The following is a 13,802-nucleotide window of genomic DNA, read 5'->3' as shown; positions in this document are numbered from 1 at the left end:
CGGGCGCTGCCGCACGTTCGGCAGCGGCGGAGACGGCTACGTGTCAGGAGAAGGAGTCGGCGCCGTTCTGCTCAAGCCGCTCAGCAAGGCGATTGCGGACGGTGATCATATTTATGCTGTTTTGAAAGGAAGCATGATCAATCACGGCGGCTCGGCGAGCGGCATTACCGTGCCTAACCCTGTGGCCCATGCCGATTTGATCGGTGAATGTCTCCAGAAGGCCGGTATCGGCGCGCGGTCGGTTTCGTATATCGAGGCTCACGGGACCGGGACGCCGCTGGGTGACCCGATAGAGATGGAGGGACTCGTTAGAGCATTCCGCTCCCATACGAACGATACCCAGTTCTGTTCGGTCGGCTCCGTAAAATCGAATATCGGCCATGCGGAGTCGGCTGCCGGCATTTGCGGGCTTCACAAAGTCATTTTGCAGCTTTACCACCGGATGCTGGTGCCTTCGCTGCATGCGGAGGAGCTTAATCCATATATCGATTTTGAACGGTCTCCTTTCTATGTACAGCGGAAGCTCGTGGCATGGGAGCGGCCAATTGTGACGGCTAAGGGCAAGGAGATAAGCATGCCGCTGCGGGCGGGCATCAGCTCGTTTGGAGCCACCGGCTCCAACGCCCATCTCCTGCTTGAAGAATACGACCCTGCGGCTCACGCAGCAGGGTCGGTCCCGGTCAATCCGCCACTTGGTGAGAACGGCCAGTGTCCCGCGCTTGTACTGCTCTCCGCCAAAAACAAGGAACGTCTTCACGCATATGCCGGCAAGCTGGCCGGCCATTTACAGCCGGATTCGGATTACCGCGCCGTTGATCTGCATGCGCTGGCCTACACGCTTCAAGTCGGCCGTGAGGCGATGGAAGAACGCGCTGCCTTCCTGGTGAGGGATTTACCGGAGCTTGTCGCCGGGCTGCGCCTGCTGGCAGCGGGAGAAGAGAGCACCGGCTCCGTATGGCTTGGCCGGTCGGAAATTGACGCGGCTGAGGACCGGCTCGTTCCGGAGGCGGCTGCTGAAAGCTTGGCTTCCGCTGCCGCCGCATGGGTCCACGGACGGGAAGTCGACTGGAAGAGGATGTACGGTGAATCCGTACCTCTTCGCCTGAGCCTGCCTTCGTACCCTTTTGCCAAAGAACGGTATTGGGTACCGGTATCCGGCCATCCAGCGGGTGCCAGGCTGTCCGCTTCGTCCTTGCTGCATCCGCTGCTCCACGAGAACGTCTCGGACTTCCAGGAGCAGCGCTTCCGTACGGTCTTTACCGGCAGCGAGTTTTTTCTGGCAGATCATATTGTGAACGGACAACGTATGCTTCCCGCCACAGCGTACCTGGAAATGGTCCGGGCCGCTGTGGCGATGTCTGCCGGCGAAATGCCGGACGGGCCGCTCAGTATCCGGTTGAAGCATATTGTCTGGTCTAACCCCTTCATCGCAGACGAAGGAACGGTAAGTGTCGATATCGCGCTTTTTCCTGTGACGGACGATGAAATTACGTTTGATATCTTTAGTCATGCGCCGGGAGAGGAGCCGGTTGTGTACTGCCAGGGAACTGCGGTAATTGCTTCCGGCACGGTAGAAGACACCCGGATGGATCTGGACCGGATTCGCTCGGAATGTGCGGAGGATAGTCTGGATGCGCCAGCACTATACGGGCTGTTCCGGTCGATGGGAATCGAATACGGCGCAGCCCACCGCGGGGTGGACAGGCTTCTGCTAGGCGAGGGCCAAGTGCTTGCACGGCTGACGCTGCCTGCGGAAGCGGCCGCTTCAGGAACAGAGGCCTATGTCCTGCATCCGAGCTCTATGGATGCGGCGCTGCAAGCCTGCATCGGACTTGCTCCGGCGGCGGTCGCGGCAGGCAAGCCTTGGGTTCCATTCGCGTTGGAAGAACTGGTTATTCACGCTGCCTGCACGGAACGGATGTGGGTCTGGACCCGCTATAGCCCGGGAAGCGGGACAGGTTCACCGCTGCTCAAATATGATTTGGACCTCTGCGATGATCAGGGCAGTATGCTCGTTCAGCTAAAAGGCTTATCCGTTCGTCTGCTGGAGCTTGAAACGCTCACAGGTACGAAGACAGCACCGGCTTCCACACTGCTGCTGCATAAAGAATGGGAAGAACGGCCGGCTGCCTTAACGCATAGTTCATCCGGCCCGGACGTTAAGCATCTCGTTGTCCTTAGCGGACAGGAGGCGTTCGATTTAGCCGCGCTTCGTGCCAATCTGGGGGGTGTAGAATGCGTCCAATTCCCTCATGAGGGGGAGGGGACGGCCGCCCGTTACCGCAGGGCTGCGGCCGCTCTGCTCGAGCATCTTCAGCGCATAGGCCCAAGCTCTCCGGCGGAGAGGCTGCTTATTCAACTCGCGGTCCCGAACCAGGGCGAGCTCCGGTTGTATGCCGGACTTTTCGGGATGCTGAAAACGATGCAGCTGGAGAACACCGGTCTGGCCGTGCAGCTAATTGAGCTGGAGCCTGGGGACAATGCCGGTTCCCTCGCGTACAAATTGAAGCAGGACAGCACAGATTTGGAGTACGAACATATCCGTTACGAGCATGGGAAGCGGCATGTTGCCATTCGCCAGGCGGTTGACATTTCCGGCGGAGATGCCCCTCATTCGCTGCCTTGGAAAGATGGGGGCGTCTATCTAATCACCGGCGGAGCGGGCGGGCTTGGCCTGATTATTTCCAGGGAAATTGCACGTTCTGTTAACGCTTCGTCAATTATACTGGCTGGACGCTCCGAGCTGGACAAGGCAAAGGAGGCGGAGCTTGACGAGCTGCGCAGAAGCGGTACCCGCGTCCGTTACGTGAAGACAGATGTTAGCGACCTTACGGCAGTTTGCAGTCTAATGAACAGCATCCGCTCCGAATATGGCACGCTGAACGGCATCGTTCATAGCGCGGGCCTGGTTCGTGACCGTATGCTCATGCACAAAACAGCTGCGGAGCTGCAGGAGGTGCTGGCACCGAAGGTGGACGGGCTTGTTCATCTGGATGAGGCCAGCATCGACTTTCCGCTCGACTTTGTTATCGCCTTCTCATCGGCAGCCGGGAGTTTCGGCAATTCCGGTCAAGCGGATTATGCGGCGGCCAACGCTTTCATGGATGCTTATGCCGGGTTCCGCAATACGCTCTACCAGTCCGGCAAGCGGAACGGCCGGATGCTGTCCGTTGGCTGGCCGCTGTGGGCGGAAGGCGGAATGAGACTGGAGACACAAGCGGAGACAGCACTCCTTGGAAGCAAAGGCCTGATTCCTCTGCGGACGGCCTCCGGCATCCGGGCGTTGTACCGGGCATGGGCTGCACAGAAGGATCATGTACTGGTACTTGAGGGAGACGCTGCCCGTATACTGGACATCGTTAAGCAGCAGTCCGCCACATGGGAACAACAGACCGGCGATGGCGCGGACGGGACTTTGGCCGAAATAGATGTGCTTTACGGCTTTGCAGTACGGTATCTCACCAAGCTGTTGGCCGAAGTGACCAAGCTGCCGGTCAACCGGATTGATGACGTCACCTCCTTGGAGGAGTACGGCATGGATTCGATCGTAGCGATGCAGATGACTGCTGAAATGGAGAAAGGATTAGGGACGCTGCCGAAGACGCTGTTCTTCGAATACCGGAATTTGCAGGAATTGGCGGCATATCTGACCAAAGCTTACCCGGGCAGGATATCCGCATTGTCAGGCGAACCGGCTGGTCTGAAGGAGACAGCAGCCGCCAAGGTTCCGGCTGAGACTGTAAAAGGCGGCACGGTGAAGAGGCTCACGCCCCGCTCCCGGCCATCCGGCAGACTGCACCGCGGTAATAGCGAGGATACCGCTGCAAAAGCGGCGGGTCTTCCGGCTGCCGCAAAAGATATCGCGATTATCGGCTTGTCGGGACGTTACCCGGGAGCATGGGACTTGGAGGAGTTCTGGCAGGTACTGAAGGACGGCAGGGATTGTATTACCGGAATTCCGGCTGCGCGCTGGGATAACAGCCGCCACCGCAAAGGGAACGAAGGCCGGAACGCTGAACGTTGGGGCGGTTTTATCGATGGTGTCGACGAATTTGATCCGCTATTCTTCAACATCTCTCCGCGCGAAGCGGAGACGATGGATCCGCAGGAGCGGCTCTTTCTGGAGCGCGTCTATGAAGCAATGGAGGATGCGGGCTATGTGCGCCTGACAGGCGGAGCCTCCGCCCCGTATCATACGGGCGGTGTGGGCGTATACGTCGGGGTCATGTACGAGGAATATCAGCTCTATGGCGTTCAAGAGCAGATGCAGGGAAGAGCGGTGGCACTTTCGGGCAATTCGGCATCCATCGCCAACCGGGTGTCGTATTATTGCAATTTTCAAGGACCGAGTATGGCGGTTGCCACCATGTGCTCGTCCTCTCTGACGGCGATTCACCTCGCATGCCAAAGCTTGCGGCTGGGCGAGTGCAAGATGGCCGTAGCCGGCGGCGTCAACGTATCGGTTCATCCGAACAAATATATATTGCTTGAGCAAAACCAGTTCGTGTCGAGCAAAGGCCGATGCGAAAGCTTCGGTATCGGGGGAGACGGCTATGTGCCCGGCGAGGGAGTCGGTGCCGTGCTGCTTAAGCCGCTCGATCAAGCAATTGCCGACGGCGACCCGATCTACGGCGTGATTAAAGGAACGGCCGTCAATCACGGCGGCAAGGTGAACGGCTACACCGTCCCGAATCCGAACGCCCAAGCGGAGGTCATCGGCAAAGCGCTTAGGGAAGCGGGACTTGATGCCCGGGAACTCACGTATATCGAAGCGCATGGAACGGGCACTTCGCTGGGCGATCCGATTGAAATCGCGGGGTTATCCAAATGCTTCGAGACCTATACGGAGGATAAACAATTTTGTGCGATCGGGTCGGTCAAGTCGAATATCGGCCATTCCGAAAGCGCGGCCGGCATTGCCGGACTCACCAAGGTGTTGCTGCAGCTGCAGCATAAACAGCTCGTGCCGTCGCTCCACTCTGAAGTGCTGAATCCTAACATCGATTTTACGAATACGCCTTTTACCGTTCAACGGGAGCTGGCAGAATGGCCAAGACCACTGCTTAACCTGGACGGAACGGCGAAGGAGCACCGGCGGACAGCGGGCTTGTCATCGTTCGGCGCGGGCGGCTCGAATGCCCACATCATTATTCAGGAATACGTTCCGGCCGGGACGGAAGCAATGTACGGGGAGTCTGCGGGTACACCGGTGCATCCTGCTCTTATTCTGTTATCCGCAAGAGATGAGGAGAGGCTCCGGGAGCAGGCGAAGCGGCTTGTTGAGGCGATACGCTGTAAAGGACTGTCAGATACGGATTTGCCGCATTTGGCGTATACACTTCAAGTCGGCCGCGAAGCCATGGAGGAACGGCTGGCGCTTACGGCGGTGACGATGGCGGATGCGGTGCAGAAGCTGACAGCTTACGCAGAGAATCCTGCGGCAGCCTCCCTGGACATATACCGGGACGGGATCAGACGCAATAAAGAAATGATGGCGCTGCTCACCCAAGATGAAGATATGGCTGCAGCAGTGGACCATTGGATGGCAAAGGGCAAATGGAACAAGCTCCTTGGGCTCTGGGTGAGGGGCGGGGCAGTGGATTGGTCCCGGCTTTACACCGGTTCCGGCTGCTTGCCGCGGCGCTTGCGGCTGCCTTCCTATCCTTTCGCCAGAGAAAGGTATTGGGTTGCCGGCGGACAAGAACATGCCGATGTATCCGGCGGCAGTGCCGGGCAAGCTTATCTTCATCCTCTGCTGCATGTCAATACATCGGATCTGGCAGAGCAACGTTATACTTCTTTGTTTACGGGGGCGGAATTTTATCTGGAGGATCATGTGGTGAACGGGCAATCCATGCTGCCTGCCGCCGCTTTGCTGGAGATGGCACGTGCTGCCATAGAAGACGCGGCTGCAGGCTTGACGGACGAGCCGTCAGCCATCCGGCTGTCCGGCGTAACGTGGCCCCGCCCGCTTATCGCGGGAACACAGCCCGTTCAAGTGCATATCGGACTCCATCCCGGTGAGCGGGATGAAATTATGTTCGACATATACGGAAACGGGGAAGACGGCAGTGCGCCGGTCTACAGCAGCGGCCGGGCGGAGCTGTATGCGGTAGAAGATGCACCGCTTCTAGACCTGGACGCCCTTTATGCGGCATGCAGCGGGCAGCAGTTCGATGCCGATACCGTGTATGAAAGCTTCCGCTTGAGGGGGATCGGGTACGGGCCCGGCCACCGGGGGATCAAGAGGCTGCACACCGGCCCAGGACAAGTGCTGGCTGAGCTTTCACTGCCTGACTTCCTGGCGGGGACTGAGGATACCTATATGCTGCATCCGAGCTTGCTCGACTCGGCGCTTCAAGCGTCGGCAGGACTGCGCCTCGCTGAGGCTGACGCAGGAAAGGCAGCGGACGCCCAGGGGCTCTATCTGCCTTTCGCTTTGGAGGAGCTGGAGGTGACGGGAGCCTGCGCTTCCCGGATGGTTGCCCATGTCCGTTACAGTGATGGAAGCCCGGCAGACGGTAACGCCGACAAATTCGATATTGATTTATGCGACCGGAGCGGGAAGGTCTGTGCCCGGTTAAAAGGGTTCACGGTTCGTAAAACCGGTCCGGAAGCGCTGCGCCTGCTGGAAGAAGTAGCGGCAGCAAGCGCGTCGAAGCCGCAGATGCAGACATTAAGCCTGCTGCCGGTCTGGGATGCCGTTAAACCTGCAATGAAGCAGGACAATTCACTGGATGGGGAAGGATCATTAGTGATCGGAACGCCCGGGGTGATACGCGACCGGGTGATGCAGTACTTTGCCGGCGCTTCCCTGATGGAGCTTATGGGGGGAGAAACGGCGGATATGATTGCGCAGCGGCTTCAGGCGCAGGGTCCGGTCCGGCATGTGGTGTGGATTGCAGCGGAGAATACGATCGAATCCCCTGCTGATGAAGCATGGATTGGGGAGCAGGAGCGCGGGGTGCTGCAAGTATTCCGCCTGATCAAAGCGTTTCTTCAATTAAAATATGGTAGCCAGCCGCTGGAATGGACGCTGGTGACGGTGCAGTCGCAGCCTATCCATTCCTGTGACCCGCTGAAGACGGCACATGCCGGGGTTCACGGACTGGCAGGGTCAATGGCCAAAGAATATCCGGGCTGGCAGGTACGCGCTGTCGATCTGGAAGCGGGCCGGGAGTTCCCTGTTGATGATATGTTCAGGCTGCCGGCGGAACCGCAAGGAAATTCCTGGGTCTACCGTACGGGCGAATGGCACAAGCAGAAGCTCGTCCCGATTCAGGAAGCCGCTTCCGAACCGACGCTCTTCCAGGAGGGCGGCGTGTATATAGTAATTGGAGGTGCAGGCGGCATCGGCCAAGCGTGGAGCGAATATATGATCCGGACCTACCAGGCCAATGTGATATGGATTGGAAGGCGGGAGAAGGATTCCGGCATTCAAGCCGGTATCGACCGGCTTGCGGCTCTGGGTCCGGCGCCCGAATATATTGCGGCAGATGCGGCCGACCTGCAGTCTTTTCAGCGCGCTTATCTTGAGATCAAGCAGCGCTATTCCCGCATTAACGGCATTGTGCATGCGGCGCTTGTGCTGCGGGATCAGTTACTTGCGAACATGGACGAAGAACGTTTCCAGGCGGCCCTTGCCGCCAAGGTCGATGTATCTGTGAGGATAGGCCAAGTATTCCGGGACGAGCCGCTCGATTTCGTGCTGTTCTTCTCCTCCATCAATGCGTTTGCAAGATCCGCAGGACAAAGCAATTATAGCGCAGGCTGCGCCTTTAAGGATGCATATGCCAGCTATTTGGCAGGAGTGTGGCCGTGTGCCGTCAAGGTGATGAACTGGGGATATTGGGGAAGCGTTGGAGCTGTCGCATCCCGGGAATACAGCGAGCGCATGGCTAACAGGGGAATCGGCTCCATTGAGCCGCCGGAGGCAATGGCTGCGCTGGAGTCGCTGCTGGCCAGTCCGGTGAATCAGATGGCACTGGTCCGGACGGCGAACCCCGGGGCTATGGAAATGATCGATGTCCGGCAGGCAGCCTCGGTCTATTCCGCACAAGGTGATGCTTCACCGGGCGGCGGCATATTCCATCACATGGCGGATGATATCCAGGAAGGGCAGACCCGGCAGGCCCAAGCGCTGAGCAGCCCGGCGGCCCGTGAGCTGGAACAGCTGATAGCGCGGCTGCTGCTCAAGCAGCTTCGTACAACCGCTGCCCCCCTTGCTAACGGCAGGCTGGAGCGGCAGGCGATGTTCGGTAAGTGGCTGGAGGCAAGTGTACAACTGCTTGCGGAGCACGCTGGAGTGTCCGATCCGCTGAATGAATTGCCTGAGGAGGAGACGGCTGCACTCTGGCAGGAGTGGAGCGGCCGCAGGCAGGAATGGCTGGACGCCGAAGGATTAGAAGCACAGGTTATCCTGGCGGAGACGATGCTGCGCGCGCTGCCTGATATTCTAACCGGGCAGCGGCCGGCCACAGAAGTCATGTTCCCGAATTCCTCCATGCATCTGGTCGAAGGAATATATAAGAACAATCCCCATGCCGATTACTTCAACGACGTATTGGCCGACACGGCTGTCGCCTATGTGGAGCAGCGTATCAGGCACAATCCGTCCGCAAAGATCCGCATTCTGGAGATCGGCGCAGGGACCGGCGGAACGAGCAGCCGGGTGCTGCGCAAGCTGGAGCCTTACCGGGACCGGATCCAGGAGTACGCCTATACGGATCTCTCACGGGCGTTTCTTCAGCATGCAGAGAAGGAATACGGCCCGCGTTATCCTTATCTGGCTTATGGCATCTTTAATGCCGAGAACGGCATTCAGGAGCAGGGGTATGCGGCCGGCAGCTATGATGTCGTCATCGCGGCGAATGCTCTGCATGCGACCAGAGATATCCGCACGGCGCTGCGCAATGCGAAGGCGCTGCTGCGAAGCGGGGGCATTCTGCTGCTGAACGAAATCACGCGCAGCGATTTGTTTACCCATATCACCTTCGGTCTGCTGGAAGGCTGGTGGGCGTATGAAGATGCTGCGCTGCGCGCGCCGGGTTGTCCGGGGCTTGCTCCAGATACGTGGCAGGCTGTTCTCGCCGGGGAAGGGTTCGGGCGGATCATCTTCCCGGCCGGTGCCGCCCATGACAAGGGGCAGCAGATTATTGCGGCGCACAGTGACGGAATTGCAAGGCAACGTCTCCAGGCCCAGCCGGACGGCAGTCCAAAGGTTCATAAGGAAGTAAAGGCGAGTCATGCGGCAGTAAAAGTTGAAGCCGTTAGCTTCCAAAGGAACCAACCTGCGGCTGCTGCGGAGGCTGCGGATACCCGTGTGCCGGAGGAGGAGCTGCGCGCGCGAAGCCGCAGCTATTTCAAACGGCTGATCGGGGACGTGCTTAAGCTGCCGGATCACCGGATCGACGCCTCAGAACCGTTCGAAAGCTACGGCATCGACTCGATTCTGGTCGTTCAGCTGACGGAGTCACTGCGCGGAGCGCTACCTTCGGTCAGCTCAACTTTGTTTTTCGAGCACAGGACGATTGATTCGCTGGTCGAGCATTTCATTCAGACGCAGGAGGACGGATTGCGGAAGCTGGTCGGCATGGAGAACGGCATTGCGGAGGCAGCCGGATTACCGGGAGCCGGTTCCGTGCCTTCTGTGCATTCCGCGCCGCTTCGTCCACCTACGGCATCCTTGATGACCAAGCGCCGGTTTGTTTCCAGGACGGCAACGGAGCCTGAATCGATACCGAGGCCGGTATCAAATTCGGAATCCAAGCCATCGTACGTGCAAGACGTCGCGGTTATCGGTTTATCCGGCCGATTCCCGATGGCCGGCGGGGTGAACGAATTCTGGGAGAACGTGAAGCAGGGAAGAAGCTGTATCTCTGAGATTCCGCCGCAGCGGTGGGATTGGCGAAGTTATTATAACGAAGAGAAGGGCAAGAGCGGATCGATGTATACCCGGTGGGGAGGCTTCCTCGAGGATATCGATGCCTTTGATCCGATGTTTTTCCGCATATCGCCGAAGGAAGCCGCCCAGATGGATCCTCAGGAGCGGCTGTTTCTTGAATCTGCTTACGCTTCCGTAGAGGATGCGGGCTATACGCCTGCGAGTCTTAGCACCAGCCGGAAGGTCGGTGTATTCGCAGGGGTGATGAACGGCAGTTATCCGACAGGGGCCAGCTACTGGTCCATTGCCAACCGGGTCTCATACCTGCTGAACTTTCAGGGACCAAGTATGGCGGTCGATACAGCCTGTTCGTCTTCCTTGACGGCTGTGCATCTGGCGCTGGAGAGCCTCTACAGCGGGATGAGCGAATGCGCCGTCGTCGGCGGTGTTAACCTGATCGTGGACCCGGTCCATTATCTGAAGCTGTCGGCGGCGACCATGCTCTCCTCTGGTGACACCTGCAGGGCGTTCGGTGCGGGAGCGGACGGCTTCGTCGATGGCGAGACCGTGTGCACAGTCGTGCTTAAACCGCTGGAGGCCGCCCTTGCAGACGGCGATCATATCTATGGCGTTCTGAAGGGAAGCGCCTTGAACGCAGGCGGACGAACGAACGGCTACACGGTTCCCAGCCCGGATGCTCAGCGCGGGGCGGTCGCAGAAGCGTTGCGGCGCTCAGGCGTTCCGGCCCGAACCGTTACGTATGTGGAGGCGCATGGCACGGGGACGGCGCTCGGCGATCCGATCGAAATTTCCGGTCTTACCAAAGCGTACGAACGGGAAACGTCCGACAAGCAGTTTTGCGCTATAGGCTCTGTGAAGTCCAACATCGGCCATACGGAAAGCGCTTCGGGCATGGCAGGGCTGGCTAAGGTGCTGCTTCAACTGAAGCACCGCAAGATTGCGCCTACTCTGCATGCGCAGGAGACGAATCCGGATATTACATTCGGCGAGACTCCGTTCTTCGTTCAGCAGGAGCTTGGGGAATGGCAAAGGCCGACTGTGGAGCTCGGCGGCATCCGCAGGGAATTTCCGCGCCGTGCGGGCATTTCCTCCTTCGGAGCAGGCGGAGCGAATGCCCATCTGATCGTTGAGGAATTTGTTCCAGAGGTGCGGAACGAAAGACCCGCAGCGGCAGCGGCAGGCCGTCCGTTCCTGATTGTGCTGTCAGCGAGAAACGGGGACCGCCTGAAGGAGAGAGTCCAGCGTCTGCTTGCGGCGGCCGAAACGAATGGCTATTCCGATGCCGATCTTGTGGACATCGCCTATACTTTGCAGGTCGGACGCGAGGAGATGGAGGAACGGTTAGCGTTCACAGTGGTATCAATGGCCGACCTGCACCTGCGGCTTCGCGAATATCTGCGCGGGGACGGCTATCAGCCGGAACTGCACCGCGGTCATGTGAAAGCGAACCAAGAAGTGCTGGCGGCGCTGACGGCGGATGAGGATATGCAGGAAACCGTGGACAAATGGATTCGGCACGGCAAATTCGCCAAGCTCCTCGACCTATGGGTCAAGGGCTTTCGTCTGGATTGGGGCGGGCTGTATGATGGCCTGCCGTCAAAGCCGCGGCGCATATCGCTGCCGACCTATCCTTTTGCCAGAGAACGGTATTGGATGAAGGGAAGTCCCTTCCCGGCGGCACCTGCCATGGACACAGCCGGTGAGCAGCAGGTACTCCCGAAGAACAGGCAGGCCGAACGGCCGAGTCGTCACCCGGCGCCGCAGGAGCAAGACGAACCCATGATCTTCGAGGAAATCTGGGAGGAAGAGACCGGGGCAGAAATGCCTGCTGCCGGGCAAGTTCAGCTTGAAACGGTTGTGTGCTTCCTGTCGGACCGCCGGAGTCAGCAGATCCTATCCAATGCGGTGAGGCTCAGCTCACCTCATGCACGCATCGTCTTCGTCAGCGAACAACCAGGCGGCGGCGAGCGGCTTGAGGATACGTACAGGGTCCGGGGAGACGATAGCGCCTCCTTGGCAGAAGCTTTCCGTGACATAGCCGTCAAGTATGGTAACGCCGATGCGCTGCTCTACATGTGGCCGCTCGAAAATCCGCAGCATGTTCAAGATCCGTCTGCACTTGTTCATACCATTCAGGCACTTGCCTCTACCAAATTGGAGGTGCGGAAATTAATAGCTGCGGCTGCCTTTGCGAACGGGCTTGAGCGCTGCTATGCCGAATCGTGGATCGGGATACAGCGCTCGCTTGGAAACGTGCTTCCCGATACGTCTATGGGTGTATGGCTGGCGGAGGCCGGATTACATGGGCAAGACGCGAACATGAAGGATTGGCTGGAGCAAATAGGCACCGAGCTGCGCTCTTCCGGCGTACGGAATGTGCTGTATGTTGAAGGCAAGCGGAACGTCTGCACAGTACGCAGGGCAGCGGATCACGTCTGCGTTCAGCCGGTATGGAAGAAGGGGGGCACCTATTTAATTACAGGCGGCTGCGGGGGGCTTGGTTATCTGTTCGCCGAGCACGCCGCCAGGACGCACGGGGTTCAGCTTATTCTAACCGGCCGTTCGGCTGTGGATGACACGATTAAGAAGAAGCTCGGGATGCTGGAGGCACTGGGCAGCTGTGTCGAATACATGCAGGCGGACCTATGCAATCTTCCGCGTATGCAGGAGGGAATCGCCCGGGCCAAAGCACGGTTCGGCCCGATTAACGGAGTTATTCACGCTGCGGGTATCCAGGTGAACCGCAGCGTTATGGAGAAGAGTGCGGAGGAATTCCGGCAGGTGCTTCGTCCGAAGACGGAGGGCACGGCTGTCCTGGACGAGCTGCTGCTGGAGGAGCCGCTTGACTTCTTCTGTCTGTTCTCTTCAACCTCTGCCGTACTGGGTGACTTCGGTTCCTGTGACTATGCCGCCGCCAACCGGTTCCAGATGGCTTATGCGGATTACCGGAACGCCCTGCGGAAGCAGGGGCTGCGGCGCGGCCATACGGCTGCCGTTGGCTGGCCTCTATGGAGAGACGGGGGCATGGGCTTCTCGGAGGAAGAGCAGAGCGGCATGTATCTGAAAGCGAGCGGACAGCGGTATCTTGAAGTGGAAGAAGGGCTTGCTGTATTCAGTGATCTCATCTCAAGGGCCGGCGGACGCTATCTGGTGCTTGCCGGGGACAGCAGAAGAATCGGGCGTTTTCTGCGCATCGGAACCTCTTCAGCGGACTTCGCGCCTGCATCTTTCGTCCGCTTAGAGAGCTCAGCGGAGCATGCGCAGGGTGCTCTCCGTCTGGAGGAGTGCATGGAGCGCGATCTGAAGAATCATATCGGCAGCCTGCTCAGCATTCCGCTGAACAAGCTGGATTCAGGGGAGAATCTCGTAGACTATGGTTTCGATTCCATCTCGCTCACGCAGTTCGCCAAGCTGCTGGCCAAGCAGTATGAAATCGACTTCGGGCCTTCGTTATTTTACGCCTATCCGACGATTGAGAAGCTAAAAGAATATTTGCTTACGGGCCATGAGAATGCTGTCCGGTCCTATTACCGGCGCGCTGAAGAAGCTGATGTGCAGGCAAGTCTGGAACCTGTTCTCAACGAGATGTCCGGTGAGGTTTCCGGTGAGCAGAAATCTGCCCTGTTATCCGAATCATCCGTTTCGCCGCAGCCGGCGGCGCAGGTGCCGAAGGGCGCTTCAACGGCCGGTATTCCGGAGCCGGTTGCGATCATCGGCATGAGCGGGAGGTTCCCCGGCGCATCCGACATTGACACCTTCTGGAGCAATCTTGTGACGGAAACAAGAGCCATTTCGGAAATACCGCCCGAACGATGGGATTGGAGGAGGTATAGCGGCGATCCCCGCAAGGAGCCGGGAACCAGCGTGTCCCGATGGGGAGGGTTCGTCCCGGATATTG

The 13,802-nt window shown here is 58.8% G+C and carries 1 protein-coding gene (only partly in view); it reads left to right on the top strand.

The features are described from left to right. Positions 1–13,802 carry part of the coding region annotated (locus tag QW71_RS40070; RefSeq protein ID WP_039306246.1) for an SDR family NAD(P)-dependent oxidoreductase on the top strand (this coding region is incomplete at its 5' end). Its footprint extends 2,618 nt past the window's final position, so 13,802 of the 16,420 annotated nt are shown.

This window comes from Paenibacillus sp. IHB B 3415 (assembly GCF_000802655.2).
Lineage (GTDB): Bacteria > Bacillota > Bacilli > Paenibacillales > Paenibacillaceae > Paenibacillus_AQ > Paenibacillus_AQ phytohabitans.
The sequence above is the reverse complement of the archived record's forward strand: the minus strand, read 5'-3'. Positions and strand labels throughout refer to the sequence as shown.